This is a genomic window from Vibrio sp. 811 (assembly GCF_033339195.1).
In genome coordinates this window covers 189,912-207,384 of record NZ_JAWOUB010000006.1, presented here as the reverse complement: position 1 = coordinate 207,384, position 17,473 = coordinate 189,912, and the positions used below count along the sequence as shown (strand labels likewise).

The window sequence follows — 17,473 nt, the reverse complement described above, 5'->3', positions numbered from 1 at the left end:
ACGTCTCGTACCCTGTACGGCTAAGACAAATAGCAGTATAAAATCAAAACGATTATTTACTTCACTCCTGCTATGAAACTCAATAAAAAATGGCTCGTTTTGTGTGGCCTACTTGCTATTGGTGCTGGTGGTTATCATTATCTGCAACGTCCAGAACCCATTTCTCCTTACGCGACAGAAGTCGTTCGCAAAGGCAATATCGAAAAGGCGGTATTAGCTAACGGCATGTTGCAAGCGTCCAAATTGGTGAATGTAGGTGCGCAAGTATCTGGGCAAATTCAACGCCTCGCTGTGAACTTAGGGGATGAGATAAAACAGGGGGACTTGATTGCACAGATTGACAGCCTGACTCAGCAAAACAGCCTCAAAGAAGCCCAAGCGTCTCTTAATAGTCTCAACGCTCAGTACCAGGCTAAGCAAGCGCAGATTAAACAAGCAAACTATGAATACGTGCGCCAAAAAGGCATGTTGGCAGCGAAAGCGAGCTCACGAGCTGATTACGAGAATGCCGAAGCGACGCTCGCCATCTACAAAGCCGAGTTAGCGCAACTGGATGCCGAAATCGAGAAAGCCAAAATCAACGTCGACAATGCGCAGTTAGATCTCGGTTACACCACCATCAACGCACCGATGGATGGCACGGTGGTCTACACCGCGGTGGAAGAAGGACAAACCGTAAACGCCAATCAAACCACGCCAACGATTATCGAGTTAGCCAAGTTAGATACGATGACGGTGAAAGCAGAAATTTCGGAAGCCGATGTGATTTTTGTTCACCCAGGCCAAACGGCGCTGTTCACCATTTTAGGCAAACCGAATCAGCAGTTTAAAGGCACATTGCGCGCCATTGAGCCGGGGCCAACCATCATGGATGGCGATGACAGCGATTTGAGCATTTCAGATAGCGACGCCATTTACTACAACGCTGTATTTGATGTGAAGAACCCGCAAGGTATTTTGCGTATTGGCATGACTGCGCAAGTTTCGATTGTCCTTGAGCAATCGGAAAATACCTTGATTGTCCCTTCACAAGTGCTGCAAAAATCTGGCGGCAAAGGCAACTATACTGTGCCAGTGCTTGAACAGGGCCAAGTGGTGGAAAAGCCCGTGACAGTGGGTATTAACAACAAAGTGAACGCAGAAATTCTCTCAGGTTTGAAGGAGGGTGACCAGGTTGTTCTTGGCAATGCTATGGATGGAGAATCATCAAGCCAAAGTGATCGTCGTCGATCTCCAATGAGGTTCTAAGATGAGTGACGTGCTTTTAAAAGTTGAGGATTTAACTCGACGATTTGTCTCTGGCGACGAGTCGCTTACTGTGTTGAACCACATTAATTTAGAGATAAAACGCGGTGAAATGGTCGCGATCGTGGGTGCATCAGGCTCTGGTAAATCGACGCTGATGAATGTGCTCGGCTGCTTGGATAAACCGTCCAGCGGTCGATACTTCATTAATGGGCAAGATGTCTCGACGTTGGAATCCGACCAACTGGCGGAGCTGCGCCGCGAGTATTTTGGCTTTATATTCCAGCGTTACCATCTGCTGGGGGACTTAACCGCGGTGGCAAACGTGGAAGTACCGGCGGTTTACGCGGGAGTTCCTCATCGTCAAAGAACGGAGCGAGCGCAGTCACTATTGGCTCGCTTGGGGCTGGAAGATCGTTTGACTCACAAGCCCAGCCAACTGAGTGGTGGCCAGCAACAGCGCGTGAGTGTTGCTCGTGCACTGATGAACGGTGGTGAAGTGATTCTCGCTGATGAGCCCACTGGCGCATTAGACAGTCACAGTGGGCAAGAGATGATGGCACTGCTTAAAGAGTTGCATCAACTTGGGCATACTATCATCTTAGTGACTCATGATATGAACGTGGCGAACTTTGCGGATCGCATCATTGAAATCAAAGATGGTGAAATCATTGCAGATACGCCAAATGCACAAGTTGTAATCAATGAGCAAGCAGCAAAGACACCGAGCGCGTCTTTTCATCGCCCAGCGCAAGCCGCCAGTAAGTGGTGGAAGTGGGACAGTTTTATTGACGCGCTAAAAATGGCGCTGCTGGCGATGTCTAGCCACAGGATGCGTACGTTTTTGACCATGCTCGGCATCATTATTGGTATAGCCTCGGTGGTTTCCGTGGTGGCACTAGGTAATGGTTCACAACAGCAAATTTTGTCGAATATTTCGTCCATGGGAACAAACACCATTGATGTCAGGCCGGGCAAAGGGTTTGGTGACCGCCGCTCCGGACGAGTGAAAACGCTAACCGCCGACGATGCTAAATCGTTGGAGAGTCTACCTTTTGTTGACAGTGTCACGCCGTCTTTATCCAACAGCATAACCGTGCGTTACGCCAATCAGGATGCAACTGCGTCTGTGGAAGGCGTTGGGGAAGACTATTTCCGTGTGCGCGGTTATGGGATCGCCAAAGGTCAGTTTTGGGATGAAGAGAGCGTGAACTCACTCGCCCAAGAAGCAGTGATTGATGACAACACCAGAAAGGAAATGTTTGCGGATAGAAATCCGATTGGTGAAGTGATTTTTCTTGGTTCATTGCCAGTGCGTATTGTGGGTGTCACGCAGAAAAAAGAAGACGCGTTTGGCAACAGCGACGCGCTGAAAATTTGGGTGCCATACACCACTATGTCGGGACGCATGATGGGACAACGCTACCTCAACGGCATTACTGTACGGATTGATGAGAACGCCCCAAGTGCGGCGGTAGAGCAGAGCATCATCAACTTGTTAAAAATGCGCCACGGTACAGAAGATTTCTTCACGATTAACACTGACACCATTCGTCAGAGCATCGAGAAAACCACCGCAACCATGACGTTACTGATCTCAGCGATTGCGGTGATCTCCCTAATTGTCGGGGGAATTGGCGTAATGAACATCATGTTGGTGTCGGTGACAGAGCGCACGAAAGAGATCGGTGTGCGAATGGCTGTGGGTGCGCGGCAAGCGGATATTTTGCGTCAGTTTTTGATTGAAGCGGTACTAGTGTGTTTGTGTGGTGGCATTGCTGGTATTGGCTTGGCGTTTTTGATTGGTTTTGCATTCAGTACGTCTGGTAGCAGCTTCCAAATGATTTACTCGATGAACTCGATCATCTGGGCGTTTATTTGCTCAACGTTGATTGGCATCGCTTTCGGCTTTTTACCCGCTCGCAATGCCGCCAAACTCGATCCGATAGAAGCGCTAGCGAGAGACTAAAAATGAGTAACACAATGAAATTCAAAACTCGATTGGTCGCGGCTGCCTTAAGCGCAGTGTGGTTGTCAGGTTGTGGTTCGCTTATGCGTAGCGACTATCAAGCTCCTGAGGTGCAAGTGCCTGCAAATTGGCAACAGATGCATGTTGCGGGTGATGTCAGTATGGATCCTTGGTGGTTGGCGTTTAACGACCCAACTCTTAATCAATACATTACTCAGGTGTTGGCTCAAAATAACGATTTGACGCTGGCAACGCTAACGCTAAAGAAAGCGCGTTTACAGCTGGGTTTAGCGCAAGATGACCTTTTCCCTACGTTGAGTTCTTCTACATCAGGACAAGTTCAAAAATCTCTTGATAGCGGGGAATCGGCAGATAGTTACAGCACTAACTTATCCGTCAATTACGAGTTGGATTTATGGGGAAAAATCTCGGCAGACGTTGACCAAGCCAAGTGGTCGGCGATGGCAAGTCAACAAGATCGCGAGGCGACCGCACAAAGTTTGGTAGCAACGACGGCATCGCTATATTGGCAAATCGGCTATCTGCAACAGCGCTTAAACCTCAGCCAGCGTAATGTGGTAGACGCAGCTCAAACGCTACAATTGATTGAAAAACAGTACCAACTTGGCGCTGTGGATCAGTTAGATGTGCTTGAAGCCAAACGTACGTTGGCAAGCTTACAAGCGCAGCAAAGTGAGTTTGAACAGAGTTTACTTGAGGCAAACAACGCCTTTGCGATTTTGTTCAATCAACCGCCGAAGAGCATCAGTGCAAACATCCAAATGCTGCCTGAAGGCGATATGCCATCGTTGAGTGTTGGTGCTCCGTCTGATTTATTGATCCGCAGACCCGACATTAAAGCCGCGATTTATGACGTCAAAGCCGCGCTAGCAAATAAAGACGCAGCAGATTTGGACTACTTGCCCAAGCTGACGCTCACTGGGGCTCTGGGTGGATCATCACAAGCGCTTAAAGACCTGCTTTCCAACCCGATTGGCAGCTTAGGTGCGGATATGACGCTACCGTTTTTGCAGTGGAATGAGATGAAAAATAGCCAAGCCATTGCCGATTTAGACTATCAATCGGCCATTGTGAGTTATCGCCAAGTGTTGTACGCCGCATTCCAAGATGTCGAAAATGCCTTGTCGGCACGAGAAAAATTGAAGTATCAGGCGGCGCGTTTACAAGAACAATATGATGCCGCAAGTGCCGCTGAGTCCATTTATGCTGCGCGGTATCAGTATGGCTCGACGTCGATCATGGACTATTTGAATGCCCAAGAAGAGACCAGAAACGCGCAAGCTTCTTTGTTGGAAAACCGCTACAACCAGTTTCTCACTCAGGTTACGCTTTACCAGTCTTTAGGAGGAACCGACGTCGCGCCGTTGTAATTAGGGATCAGCGCACACTAGCGAAGCGTCATGCAACAAAGCCTTTTTTGAAGGTATTACTGGTCCCATGAATGGGACCAGTAATAAAAGCTTAAGTTACTTGGCGAACTTCTTGAAAGGTGCATCAACCGGGGTGTCAGCTAGGTGATTGGTGTAGTTACTCATCACTTTTTGCGCTAGACCAAGAACAATTTCAAGCAGTTGCTGCTGTCCGTAACCCGCCGCAAAGAATTTCTCTATCTGAGACTCTTCAACTACACCACGTTGGCGCACCATTTGAAGCGTTGTCTCTCGTAGTGTTTCAAGTTTTTCGTCTGCCAATGGTGTTTGGTTGACGAGAGCATCGACAATCTCCTGATCCACTTTCATTGACGCCGCGATCGCACTATGAGCAGGAACGCAGTAGTGACAACCATGTTCAACGTTGATGGTTTGCCATACGACGGTCAATTCTTCTGCGTTAAATGATGTTTGTTGAAAGAGCTCATGCACAACTTGATAACCCTCAAGCAAGGTTGGCGCTTCAGCCATAACAGCATGAAGATTTGGTAGCATGCCAAACGCTTTGACTGAATTTTCAATCAGGTGCTTTGATCCTTCGGGTGCGTTTTCTGCGGTATACAGTTTAAATTCTGCCATGTTTAAATCTCCTGTAATTGGATATGAGCGGATTAGGCAAGAACAGGATAGTTGATTTTGAGCGGTCGCTCAATATAAAATTGAGCATATGTTCAAAATTGATAATTACTCATGGCGAATACAAAGAAATTCCAACGTGATGAAGTGGTGAAAGCCGCCTCGGATCTATTCTGGAAGAAAGGTTTTCATGCAACATCTACACGTGATTTACAAGATAGCGTGAATCTGCGTCCTGGAAGTATTTATGCGACGTTTGGGTCAAAAGAGGGGCTATATTGTGAAGCGCTAAAAATGTACGTTGCGAACTTACAAGCCCTGTTTGAGTTGCATTTAGCTCAGAACACAACGGTTCTAGATGCAATAGAAGCTTTCGCGATTGATGTGGTTATCAATCAGCGAGACTCCAATCCCAGTGAAGTGTGCATGTTAGTCAAATCAGCAAGTGAATTTGCTGAGGATTTTAATGCGCTGCGCAATCAAACAAACAGCTTAGCAAACCAATTTGAATCTTTTCTTGCAAAGCTGTTTGAGCGAGCAATCGAGAATGGCGAAATTGAAGCTCAGGATACATTGCTTCTTGCTCAGTTGTTCCAGGTTCAGTTTACGGGTATACGAGCCTACTCATACCGTAGTGATGATGTAACCTTAAAGACGTTGATCTCTATTATGGTGGACAGCTTCCGCGGTAACGTATCAAAAACAGAAAGCTGAATGAGGCTGCTCAAAGTCAACGTCTCTAAATCAACGGCTTGAAGTAAGCGAGCTCAAATAAACCCGTTATCGGGGGTCGATATCGATAAAAAATGACCACGAAGCATCGTGGTCATTTTTATGCAGATTAACTTGCAATGAACAACAACGGCTTATTAAAAGCGAAACTCTTCTAAGTTATTGCTGCTTTCTAACATTTTTTCAGCCACATAACGATGCGTTGCTGTGGTGGGGTGAGTCACATCCCAGAACACGAACTTATCTGCGCCAGATGCTGCACATTCAGAACGTAATGAGTGAGTGTACATGTAGTCAACAGAGGATGAACGGTTGATGTCTAAGCAAGGGTCGCTTGCATTTACGAAACCGTGTTCTTCTGGTGCCGAGGTTAACTTCTCAAACAGTGCGTGTGTATCAAACAATGCGATGTTGTAGCCTTGGGCTTTGTAGTACATCGCTTGTGCTTTGATGAACTCGTTCATTTTCAATACTTTCGCACGAATCGTTTCAATTTCTTCCTGTGTTGAGTATTTGAACTGTGGTGCTTTGGTTGCATCAGGCAGTGTCATCAACATGAAGTTCTTAGCGCCAGCGTCTGTTAAACGAATCAGAGCTTCAGCGTAATCCGCTTTTACTTCCGGCACGCTACGGTTGTAGTTCATGAAATCATTTAAACCAAACTCTAACGTAAACAATGTGTTAGCAGGGTTGTAGTTCTTCGCCAGCTTTGTGTAGGTTAAGTAAGAAGAAACTTGTTCGCCGACACCAGTTAGCGCGATGTATTGGTTTTCACCTGCTGCGCCACCAACTGCCCAGTTGTATAGCGGTAAGTTTTTGGCTTTAGCAACGTATTCCGTCCAAACAAAACCGTTTGAGAAGTGACCCAAGAACCAGCTATTCGGGTTAGGAAAGCGCCATTGGGACGCGTTAAAGATGTTGCCTGTATCAGACAAGCTATCGCCTAAAGCCACTACTTTGTTTATCTGATCTGGTTGCATTGCAGCATCATTGCTCCAGATCGTGTGGTTATAAGAATAACGATTGTCAGCAGCAAAAAATGTAATGTCTGCGTTCTCGTTCGCTAGATCTAGTGTTTCTTCACAACGCTGACGAATTACGTTTTGTGAGGTATTGGTGTAGAACATGTTTTTAAATGAAACAGAGCTCCACCAATAGCCATCGATAGTGAAGTCACTACCATCTTGGTTTTTTGCCCATTTCCAATCGGTAGCCGCATCGTCCTTAGAGTGGCTCGTACGATACCAGCATCGAACGTACGTATAAGTTTGATTTTCTTGCGCGCTAACCACTTCAGCCGCAGAAACCATTGCTGGTGATAAAGTTGGCTCCTCTGCAATGGCGGAGGCAAGCGGAAGTAATGCAGTTAATAGTGTGATTGTTTTTTTCATCATTCACTCTTCTTGTAATGGTTATTGTTCCGAATGCGTGAATACGCTCGGCTATAACAGTATTTAGATGAGAATTTTTCTCACTAAACCTTCTAATTCTGAGTAAATGCTCAAGACAGTCAACAACTAAATATTCAATATTTCAGTTTTGGCACCACGGTCAAAAAATCCATTCAGCATAGCAATCGATTAAATGGGTGATATTTAGAATAATTACTCACTAACATTAATTTAACATTCACTTTTTGTTAATTAAGTAATTGCTTTATAAGGTTTTGTCGGTGATTTTTAATGTTAACTTAAAGTGTTTATTGAATGATCTTTTGTACAAATTTGTATATTCATGAAACAAATTGTTTGGCATTTTTGCTCTGTAAACTATAGCTGAAGCTCTCATGCAAACATCATGATGATGACTTTTCATGAGAATATAGTGAATAAAAATTAGCTCAAATAAGGAATAGGGCAAATGCACTACACAACAAGTAAAAAACAAGGCTTATTTTCGTTGTCTGCCGTAGCAATAGCACTGACCACTTCGATGTCAGCGTTTGCGGCTCCACCAATGGGATTTGATGAATCTAAGTTACCGACGAAGTACATCGTCAAATTCAAAGAAGATGCAGTCAGCCGTTCTTCAATGGGTGGTAACTCATTCTGGGGGCCACGAATCGCGCAGGAGTCTGTTCTAGAACAGGTGAAGGCACGTAAGGTGGAAAAACTAGGCAATCGCGCCATTTACAGCGTTGAATTGGATGGCGATGACTTAGAGCCGCTTCGCAATCGTAGTGATGTGGAATACGTGGAAGTCGATCCACCTCGCTATTTGCTCAGCGAAACGACCCCATGGGGATATGAAGCGGTTAATGCTCAACTGCTAGCTGACTTCAATGCGGGTAATCGCACTGTATGTATTATCGATTCAGGGTACGACATTTCGCACAACGACCTAAGCGGTAACCGCGTTGCTGGTACTAACGATAGTGGTACGGGATCATGGAGTGATCCGGGTAACAACAATGCCCACGGTACTCACGTCGCGGGTACGATTGCTGCGATTGCCAACACCGAAGGTGTAAAGGGTGTGATGCCAAACCAGAATGTTAATTTGCACATCGTGAAAGTATTTAACGAATCGGGTTGGGGTTACTCATCTGGGCTTGTTAAAGCTATCCAGACCTGTGCCGATAATGGTGCTAACGTTGTGAACATGAGCCTTGGTGGTAGTCAATCAAGCCGAACTGAGCAAAATGCACTGCAAAATATTTACGATCAAGGCGTTCTATTGATCGCCGCTGCGGGTAATGATGGCAATACAGCGCACAGCTATCCAGCTTCTTATGACTCAGTGATGTCTGTTGCGGCTGTTGATAATCAAAATGATCATGCAGCGTTCTCACAATCTACTAATCAAGTTGAGATCTCAGGCCCGGGTGTGGCGATCTTATCAACGGTTACGGTAGGTGAAGGTAAACTTTCTGATATTACCTTGAATGGTGTCAGTCAGTTTGATCGTGGGATTGTTCCTCACAATCGTTTGATCAATAACGGTTCTTCGTATGTTCCGGATCCAATCGCGGGTTCAGTAACGGCAACGCTAGATAGCTGTGATGTCTCTGGCGGTAACTTTAACTGTGGTGATATGTCGGGCAAAATTTGTTTGACTGAGCGTATCGGCAACCAGTCTTCAGGAAACTACCCTGAAGTAGATGCGGTTCAGGCTTGTTACAATGCGGGTGCGCGAGCTGCAATCGTATACAGCAACTCTGAACTACCTGGTTTACAAAACCCTTTCTTGGTAGACACAAACAACGCTTATCGTATGGTTTCGGTAACGGTTGATCGTGCATTTGGTCAAGAGCTGTTGGGGTATGTTGGTCAGGAAATTACTGTTGCAACAACCTCTGGTGAAGATTACGAGTACTACAATGGTACATCAATGGCGACACCGCACGTAACGGGCGTAGCTGGCTTGGTGTGGAGTTACCACCCAACCTGTACCGCAGCGCAAGTACGTAATGCCCTAGTGAAAACTGCAACAGATATTGATGTTGCTGGTCGAGACAACCGTACTGGCCACGGCCTAGTTAATGCTGAAGCGGCGAAGCTGTTCTTGGACGCTGGCTGTAATGGACCTGATGGTGGTAGCTCTTCGGACTCTAGCTTCTCAAATACCAGCCCTGTTGCGATTCCAGATAATAAATCTTCTGGCGCAATCAGTGCAGTAGAAGTCGATCGCTCTGGTGATTCAGGCACAGTAAGTATTGACGTTGATATTAGCCACACTTACATCGGTGATCTACGAGTGACTTTAACGTCACCGACTGGTGGAGAAGTTGTACTTCACAATAATACTGGCGGCAGCGCTAACGATATAAAAAACACGTTCCAAGCGGATTTTTCTGGTTTTGAATCGCAAGGTACATGGGAACTAAAAGCGGTGGACAGTGCCAGAAGAGACACAGGCACCATCAACAGTTGGACTCTGACCTTTCAATAAGGAGTGGCTATGAAGAAGTTGACCTTACTTTCTTTGTCTGCGGTAGGCGCTACCGCACTATTGGCAATCGGACTGAGCTCAAGCAGCTTGGCAAACAATCAAGGATTTCCTCTCGTGGATGAACGCCAAGATCAAGCCGAGCAGCAACCTGCACGTTACTTTGTTAAGTATCATGAAGGAAAAGAGAGCGAAGTGAGAGCGCTTCTTCGTCAGCACAACATTGAAGTGGTCGATGCTCTGGTGAAACAACATGTGTTGATTGTGGTGGGTGAACAGGCGGAAGTCGATAAGCTCGCGGATCACGATGCGGTCGAATACACTGAGCAAGAGCCGACAAGAAAGCTGCTATCTAACGGAAATACGCTTCAATAAGCCAAACCTCCTTAAGATAGTGCCAAAAAGAAAAACGCCCCTCACGTGAGGGGCGTTTGTTTTCTTTCTACGATTGTTTTCTATGATTATTTTTTATGACTGGTTTCTTCTAAAGCCAGTCGTTTGCTATGACGAGATATTCTTGAAGATTGATGCCGATGAGCCTATTCGCGCATCAATCAAGTCAGTTATCAGCTAGTTATATTCAGACTAACTACTTAGCGAACAATCAGACCCAGTAGGATACCAACAGCGCCGAAGTCTGCGTCACTAAAGGTCGTGTTAGCAAAGCCTAGGTCACCCAGTACTGGCATTAGGAATACTGGTAGGAAGGTAATCAGTAGACCTTGTGCAAAAGCACCCAAGATTGCACCGCGACGACCACCTGTAGCGTTACCAAATACACCTGCCGCTGCACCTACAAAGAAGTGTGGAACGACACCAGGGATAATCACAGTAAGCCCCATCACGTAAAGTAGGAACATACCCAAAAGACCCGCCGCAAAGCTCGATAGGAAGCCAACCAATACTGCGTTTGGTGCGTATGGGAATACAACCGGACAATCAAGCGCAGGTTTCGCGTTTGGTACTAGTTTGTCTGAGATGCCTTTAAACGCCGGAACGATTTCTGCGATAACCATACGTACACCTTGAAGGATAACGTACACACCACCGGCGAATGTGATGGATTGCATCAGCGCGAACATGAACCAGTGCTTACCACCGCTAACTTCGCGTACAAAGTCACCGCCAGCAAAGATACACGTCACCATAAAGATGATGCCCATGGTGAACGAGATTGCTACAGGCGTATCACGTAGGAACAACAAGCTCTTAGGTACGTTCATCTCTTCAGTAGAGTGTTCTTTGTTACCGAACTTGCTGCCAATAAAGCCCGCTAGTACGTAAGAAAGGGTAGAGAAGTGACCAATCGCAACGTCGTCAGAACCTGTTACTTGCTTCATGTACTTGTGAGCAATCGCAGGGAAGAACACCATCACAGAGCCCACAACCAGAGAGCCAAGCGCGATCAGTGGAACACCTTTCATGCCGCTAGAAGCAAGGATCGCCGCTACCATCATCGACATAAATAGCGTGTGGTGACCTGTTAGGAAGATGAATTTCCATGGCGTGAAGCGAGCGATCAAGATGTTCACTAACATACCGAAGAACATGATCATCGCCATCTCTTTACCAAACGCTTCTTGCGCGATAGAGACGATAGCTTCGTTGTTTGGAACCACGCCAGTGATGCCGAACGCGTGTTGGAAAATCGTCGCAAAGTCACCCAGAGAAGTTACAACCAGACCCGCACCCGCACCAAGCACGATGAAACCAAGAATGGTTTTTACCGTGCCTTTAATGCACTCGGTGACCGGTTTTTTCTGGGCAATTAAGCCGATTAGGGCGATAAGACCTACCAGAACCGCTGGCTCTGATAGGACATCGTTCATTAAGAAACTGAAGAATTCCATAACGCCACCTTATAGAGCGCCAAGCTCTTGAAGTGCCACAGATAGACGCTCTTTCATTGCCACTTTGTCGACCATGTTATCAAGCGCAACGATGCGAGGTTCAACGCCAAGTGCGTTCAACTGTTCAACGATGTCGTTAGTACCGATGAAGATGTCACAATCCGTACCTTTTGCAGAACCTAGATCGATATGATCCACTTCTGCGTTTACATTCAATTCTTTCACGATGCCTTTGATGCTCATTTCCATCATTAGGCTAGTACCAAGACCGTGACCGCAAACAACCATAATTTTCATAATTCAGACCTTTTCTTTTTATAGGGGTGTATGCCCATTTTGAAGGGCACATCAGGAGTTAGTACTTTTCGATGATCGCGAGAACATCTTGTGTGTTTTGAGCGGTGCAGATGGCTTCTACATGCTCTTCATTCATAAACAACTCAGCCAGTTTAGAAATCGCATCCACGTGCGAGTTACTGTCTGTCGCGGCTAGCGTAACCAGCATTTTTACTGGATCGTTACCTTCAGAATCGAAGTTCACGCCGTTTTGAATCACCGTGATGGCAAGAGACAAACGGTTAACGCCATCTTCAGGGCGAGCGTGTGGCATTGCCATACCAGGACCTACCACGTAGTAAGGACCGAGCTCTTCGTGGGAGCGGTAAATAGCGTCCACATAGCTTGGCTCAATCGCACCATTTTCAATCAGTGCTTCACAGGATTTGCTCACCGCATCTTTCCAGTCGGTTGCGTCAGAATGGATGCGAATGACATCAGAGGTAATCAGTTCACGTAGCATTGGAATGTTTCCGATTTGTTGTTTTGTTGCTGCGTACTTTATCGATCAATTTGTCAGAAAAACCTGAGAATGATCACAAATGGTAGCGCTATCTGATAGCGCTATCATAAATTGTGATAGCGCTACCATTTTTATCAGTCATCCGAGTTTCATATGCTTGTGATCGACTTCTAATGCGCTAATATCAAAACCACTAAAACGCTGTGGTAAGATGTCGCGGCAGAAAATAGAGAACACTAAATAAAAACAATGAGCGAACCTCGCAAACGAAGAAGTACTGGCAATGTCACCTTGGCGGACGTCGCTAAAAAAGCCGGCGTAGGCACCATGACTGTGTCGCGAGCATTACGAACGCCCGAGCTAGTATCTGACAAGCTGAGAGAAAAGATTCAACAAGTGGTTGATGAGCTCGGCTATATCCCGAATAAAGCGGCAGGGGCTTTGGCGTCTGCTGAAAGTTACTCCATCGCTCTTATCATTCCTTCCCTGTTTGAAAAAGCGTGCGCGCTTTTCTTACCGAGCTTTCAACAAGCGTTGAACAAGGCAGGTTATCAGTTGCTGCTTGGTTACAGCGACTACTCGGTAGAGCAAGAAGAGAAACTGCTTTCGACATTTCTTGAGAGCCGTCCAGCCGGAGTGGTGTTGTTTGGTAATGAACATAGCCAGCGAACCAATCAACTTTTGGAAGCCTCGAACACGCCTGTATTGGAAATTGCTGAGCTAAGTTCGAAAGCCAGTTATCTCAATATCGGTGTTGATCATTTTGAGGTGGGTAAAGCCTGTACCAAGCATGTGATTGAGCAAGGCTTCAAGAACGTGGGCTTCATTGGTGCGCGCGGCGATCACTCCACTTTGCAACGTAAGCTACACGGCTGGCAAAGCGCGATGATTGAGAACTACCTTGCGCCGGACCATTTCTTAACCACGCACGAAGCACCATCTTCACAATTAGGTGCGGAAGGATTGGCAAAACTATTGCTGCGCGATTCAAGTTTGAATGCTCTGGTATGTAGCCATGAAGAGATTGCGATTGGCGCATTGTTTGAGTGTCACCGCCGAGTGCTGAAAGTCCCGACCGACATTGCGATTATCTGTTTGGAAGGCTCTTCCATGGGTGAGCACGCCTACCCAAGTTTGACCTGTGCGGAATTCGATTACGAACGTATGGGGACGAAAGCCGCAGACAAGTTACTGCAAGCCATTAAAGGTGAGCCTGTAGAACATGCAACGGACATGGGCTTTAAGCTAAAACGCCGAGCGAGTACTGCGATCAACTAACCTCATTTGGTTAGAAACTAATACGTGATACAAAAAACCTCTCGATGCTGAGAGGTTTTTTATGCGTGAGAATAATGATTCTCTACTAAGGACGCTCACCTGCTGCTAGGCGACGTTCGATATCTGCAACCACTTCTGGGAAGTCAGCGATCGTATCGATAAGGTAGTGCGGCGAGCTCTTTAGCAATTTTGCACGCGCTTTTTCACGAGCGGCATTAAGTGTTGCTTCGTCCGCAGCTTGGTATTCTTCAAACGTTAGACCTGCTTCGTTACCAGACAGCAGCAAACCAACGGTCCACATACCGGCGTTGTGACCTTCGTCGATGCCTGGGGCTGCGTCATCCACTTTGATACACGCGTTAACGTCCGTTACATTCAGCTCAATCACGTTTTTCAGTGCCATAAATGGTGCAGGGCGACCACCTTGAGGCAGGTCATCCGTTGCTACCACGTAATCTGGTTTGTAGCCGTAATCCGCTGCAACTGGAATCAGTACGTCCATCACTTCGCGAGGGTAACCAGAGCAAGAACCGATCTTGATGCCTTTGTCTTTCAGATCGTTCACAACTTCAATCGCATTGAGAATTGGCTCTGCGTGGTCAGCCACTTTTGCTTTTTGCAAAGGCATAAATGCTGCGTAGATAGCATCGATGTCTTCGCTGGTCATTGATCGACCAAACTTCTCATTCCAACGCTTATCAACCGCAGGGATGCGACCCACAGCTTGGATGTGATCCCACTTACCAAGCCCCATTGGTTCGCGCGCTTCTTCAAGGTCGATTTCGAAATCAAAGCCTTGTTTGAATGCTTCCACAAAGATGCTAGTTGGCGCAAAAGAGCCGAAATCGACGATAGTGCCAGCCCAGTCAAAGATCACTGCTTGAATTGGTGAGTTGCTCATGTTCAATCCTTTTTCTTGCTTGCCAGAGTGCTTGCCTACACGTTTGAACTGCACTCTGAATCAATTGGTTTTTGTTGAGGTCTATTGACCCTAAAAGTAGTTAAAGTCTTTGCACACTTTGGCGATCGCTTCTTCAAAGATCGCCAACGCTTCTGTCAGTTGTTCGCGAGTGATGATCAGCGATGGGCTGAGTTGAATCACATTGCCTTGCGATACCTTGAAGCTCACGCCATTGTTGAGGCATTGGTACAACACAGCTTCCGCTTCGTCATACGCGCGTGCTTTGCTTTCGTGGTCAGTGACCAACTCAATACCCCACAACATGCCAATGCCACGCACATCACCAATCACTGGGTATTTGGCTTTCATCTCTAGCAGCTTTTCACGCATGAACTGGCTGTCGGCTTTGGCTTTATCTAGCAAGCCGTCTTGCTCAATGGCTTCCATGGTTGCCAGTGCTGCAGCACAACCGATAGGGCTTTTCTCATGAGTGTAATGACCCATGGAGATTTGCTCGGCGGTGTTGTATTTGTCTTTGGTTACCATGGCTGCGATAGGTACTAAGCCTCCGCCCAAACCTTTACCGATGCAGAGCATATCTGGCTCGATGTCGTAGGCTTGGTAGGTAAACCATTCACCGCTGCGACCCATGCCGTTAGGGATGTCGTCGATGATCAACATGACATTATGTTTGTCACAGATTTCACGGATGCGTTTCCAGTAGGCTTTGCTCGGCACTTGTACATCGGTATTACGAACCGCTTCTGCGATAAATGCGCCCACGCCGCCTTCTTTCTCAATCACGTATTCAAGGTAGTCGGCGTAATGCACGTCACTGCCGTCCGCGACAGGGAAAGCACCACGGTAAGATACGGCTGGTGGGATGCGTTCAACACCTGCCATTAATGGTCCCATGCCTTGGCGGAAACACGCTTCACCACCTACTGAGATGGCATCCAACGATGCGCCGTGGAAGGAATCCCACAGAGACACCACCTTGTAGTTGCCCGTGATGTGGCGCGCTAGTTTAAGTGCCATGCCAACCGCAGATGTACCACCCGGAGCAAACAGCACGCGGTTCAATTCGCCGCCACAGATTTGGGTGAGCTTTTCGGCACATTCAATTGCGGTCTCGTTGGTAAAACGACGTGGTGAAAACGGCAGTTTGGCAATTTGCTCTTGCACGCGTTTAATCACATGCGGATGACCGTAGCCCAGCTGATGGACGTTATTGCCATGGAAATCCATGTATTTTTTGCCTGTAGCATCTTGGATGTAGATGCCTTCTGCTGCTTCCAAGGTATCTAAGCAAGGTGTCGACATTGCTTGATGAAGAAATACCTCTGAATCACGCTTCAGTAATGCTTGCGTGCGTTCGTCATCCATCGATGCATTCCAAGCTTGGCGCGCTGGTGTTGTGTTGACATCGCCTTCGCTGCGGAAATGGGTCGGTTTGATATTCTGAGTCATAACGCTCTCTCAATCAGAAGGCTGCTTTACGCAACTTGCCAGTACATTGCTTTTTCAATTGCACCGATTAAGCGCTCGATATCTGCTGGGTAAACTTCACCAATGTTGCCGATGCGGAAGCAATCTGCGTTCGATACCTTACCCGGATAAATCACAAAACCTTGCTCTTTCAAACGTGTGTAGAACGCTTTGAACTGGTAATCACTGTGCGTCGGAGAGTAGAAAGAAGTGATGATTGGTGAGTGTAGGTCATCACTTAGTAGTGGCTCAAACCCCAAAGAGCGCATACCTGCAACCAGTGTTTTCTGGTTAGTTTGGTAACGGTTATGACGAGCCTCAATGCCGCCTTCTTGTTCCAGTTCTAACAATGCTTGATAGAAAGCGCGAACCGTATGCGTTGGAGACGTAAAACGCCATTTGCCGTGGTTCACTTCCATGCAGTGCCACTGGTCGTAAAGATCAAGGCTCAAAGAGCGAGCCTGACCTTGGCACTTTTCGAGCTCAGTTTGTTTCGCAATCACAAAGCCAAAGCCCGGCACGCCTTGAATACATTTGTTTGCAGAGCTGATCATAAAATCGATGCCTAGCTCTGCGATATCGATAGGAATGCCACCAAAGCTCGACATGGCATCGAGAATCACCACTTTACCGTGTGCTTTTGCCGCAGAAGCAAATGCCTCAATTGGGTTAAGCATGCCAGTGGTTGTCTCACAGTGAACAATTGCCACGTGTGTGATAGCAGGATCCGATGCCAATGCAGTTTCCACCTCGTTCAAGTGTGGCTGTGATGTTTCGCCTGGGGAAACTACATGGCATGGAATATTTAGGTAATCAGCGATCTGAGCGATACGTGCACCGTAAGCACCGTTGTCGACAACTAGCAGCTTTCCATCTTTGCCAATGGCGCTGCCAATCGTCGCTTCTACTGATGCGGTGCCACTACCTTGCATTAGTACGCTGGTGTAGCCGTCTTGCTCCGTCGCCAGTTTTACAAGCTTAGTGCGGATCACTTCTACAATGTCTTTGTTGTATTCATCATCCCAAGTGCACCAGTCTTTCAGCATGGCTTCACGTACCGTTTCAGAAGTAGATAGAGGACCTGGAGTCAGTAGTAGGTATTCGTTTTTCATCTCGATTTCCATCAGAATAAGCTAATTGGTCTACACCAAATTTCAAGTTCACTCTAGCGAGGAAGAAAAGGGCAGTAAATAGGCGAATCTTCAATTTCATAAAACTTTAATATCCAGAAAATAGCGGATCATTTGAACAATTATTCATCGCAAATTTTCGTAAAACTGCCATTTAATGGTCATG

15 protein-coding genes are annotated in these 17,473 nt (G+C 46.7%); 7 read left to right on the top strand and 8 right to left on the bottom strand.

What is annotated here, in order from left to right:
• The first annotated feature begins 72 nt into the window (after positions 1 to 72).
• The 3 genes from R7Q46_RS12330 to R7Q46_RS12320 are packed head-to-tail and all read left to right on the top strand — an operon-like array spanning position 73 to position 4,605.
• Positions 73 to 1,248 (top strand): efflux RND transporter periplasmic adaptor subunit, encoded by a 1,176-nt coding sequence (locus tag R7Q46_RS12330; protein ID WP_318077531.1) that lies wholly within the window; start codon positions 73 to 75, stop codon positions 1,246 to 1,248.
• 1 nt (position 1,249) lies between these two features.
• The gene (locus tag R7Q46_RS12325) at positions 1,250 to 3,214 is read left to right on the top strand and encodes a MacB family efflux pump subunit (protein WP_130546475.1); all 1,965 of its coding nucleotides are present in this window, start codon (positions 1,250 to 1,252) and stop codon (positions 3,212 to 3,214) included.
• A gap of 14 nt (positions 3,215 to 3,228) precedes the next feature.
• Entirely contained in the window at positions 3,229 to 4,605 is a 1,377-nt protein-coding gene (locus tag R7Q46_RS12320; RefSeq protein ID WP_213871485.1) for an efflux transporter outer membrane subunit, read from the top strand.
• Positions 4,606 to 4,701: 96 nt separating this feature from the next.
• Here the strand turns inward: R7Q46_RS12320 and R7Q46_RS12315 are convergent, their stop codons facing one another.
• Complete coding sequence (locus tag R7Q46_RS12315; protein WP_005374097.1) at positions 4,702 to 5,244, bottom strand: carboxymuconolactone decarboxylase family protein; 543 nt, start codon at positions 5,242 to 5,244, stop codon at positions 4,702 to 4,704.
• 111 nt (positions 5,245 to 5,355) lie between these two features.
• On the opposite strand from R7Q46_RS12315, the gene R7Q46_RS12310 reads away from it, so the two are divergent.
• On the top strand, positions 5,356 to 5,955 hold the full coding sequence (locus R7Q46_RS12310) for a TetR/AcrR family transcriptional regulator (RefSeq protein ID WP_054728629.1): 600 nt from the start codon (positions 5,356 to 5,358) through the stop codon (positions 5,953 to 5,955).
• A gap of 155 nt (positions 5,956 to 6,110) precedes the next feature.
• On the opposite strand, the gene R7Q46_RS12305 is transcribed toward R7Q46_RS12310, so the two are convergent.
• Complete coding sequence (locus tag R7Q46_RS12305; RefSeq protein WP_017819748.1) at positions 6,111 to 7,367, bottom strand: type 2 secretion system lipase; 1,257 nt, start codon at positions 7,365 to 7,367, stop codon at positions 6,111 to 6,113.
• A gap of 466 nt (positions 7,368 to 7,833) precedes the next feature.
• Here R7Q46_RS12305 and R7Q46_RS12300 point away from each other — a divergent pair, with 466 nt between their 5' ends.
• Together R7Q46_RS12300 and R7Q46_RS12295 are read left to right on the top strand one after the other, a co-directional pair.
• Positions 7,834 to 9,864, top strand: a complete 2,031-nt coding sequence (locus R7Q46_RS12300; protein ID WP_025768035.1) for a S8 family serine peptidase — start codon at positions 7,834 to 7,836, stop codon at positions 9,862 to 9,864.
• Positions 9,865 to 9,873: 9 nt separating this feature from the next.
• Complete coding sequence (locus R7Q46_RS12295) at positions 9,874 to 10,236, top strand: hypothetical protein (RefSeq protein WP_005384348.1); 363 nt, start codon at positions 9,874 to 9,876, stop codon at positions 10,234 to 10,236.
• Positions 10,237 to 10,454: 218 nt separating this feature from the next.
• On the opposite strand, the gene R7Q46_RS12290 is transcribed toward R7Q46_RS12295, so the two are convergent.
• From R7Q46_RS12290 to R7Q46_RS12280, 3 genes are read right to left on the bottom strand one after another with little or no spacing between them, the layout of a single operon-like run.
• Entirely contained in the window at positions 10,455 to 11,711 is a 1,257-nt protein-coding gene (locus R7Q46_RS12290) for a PTS ascorbate transporter subunit IIC (RefSeq protein WP_005384349.1), read from the bottom strand.
• A 9-nt stretch (positions 11,712 to 11,720) separates the two neighbouring features.
• Positions 11,721 to 12,008 (bottom strand): PTS sugar transporter subunit IIB, encoded by a 288-nt coding sequence (locus R7Q46_RS12285; protein WP_005374080.1) that lies wholly within the window; start codon positions 12,006 to 12,008, stop codon positions 11,721 to 11,723.
• Between the two features lie 58 nt (positions 12,009 to 12,066).
• Positions 12,067 to 12,510 carry a PTS sugar transporter subunit IIA gene (locus R7Q46_RS12280; protein ID WP_005384357.1) on the bottom strand — a complete coding sequence of 148 codons (444 nt, stop codon included), beginning with the start codon at positions 12,508 to 12,510 and terminating at the stop codon, positions 12,067 to 12,069.
• A gap of 249 nt (positions 12,511 to 12,759) precedes the next feature.
• On the opposite strand from R7Q46_RS12280, the gene R7Q46_RS12275 reads away from it, so the two are divergent.
• Positions 12,760 to 13,788 (top strand): LacI family DNA-binding transcriptional regulator, encoded by a 1,029-nt coding sequence (locus tag R7Q46_RS12275; protein WP_005442357.1) that lies wholly within the window; start codon positions 12,760 to 12,762, stop codon positions 13,786 to 13,788.
• 85 nt (positions 13,789 to 13,873) lie between these two features.
• Here R7Q46_RS12275 and phnX read toward each other — a convergent pair whose 3' ends face one another.
• The 3 genes from phnX to phnW all read right to left on the bottom strand — a co-directional run bounded on the left by phnX (position 13,874) and on the right by phnW (position 17,289).
• Positions 13,874 to 14,689, bottom strand: a complete 816-nt coding sequence (phnX, locus tag R7Q46_RS12270; protein ID WP_213871484.1) for a phosphonoacetaldehyde hydrolase — start codon at positions 14,687 to 14,689, stop codon at positions 13,874 to 13,876.
• A gap of 90 nt (positions 14,690 to 14,779) precedes the next feature.
• Positions 14,780 to 16,159: an aspartate aminotransferase family protein gene (locus R7Q46_RS12265; RefSeq protein WP_213871483.1), complete on the bottom strand. Its 1,380-nt coding sequence runs from the start codon at positions 16,157 to 16,159 to the stop codon at positions 14,780 to 14,782.
• Between the two features lie 26 nt (positions 16,160 to 16,185).
• Positions 16,186 to 17,289 (bottom strand): 2-aminoethylphosphonate--pyruvate transaminase, encoded by a 1,104-nt coding sequence (gene phnW / locus R7Q46_RS12260; protein WP_005432490.1) that lies wholly within the window; start codon positions 17,287 to 17,289, stop codon positions 16,186 to 16,188.
• Between the last annotated feature and the right edge of the window lie 184 nt (positions 17,290 to 17,473).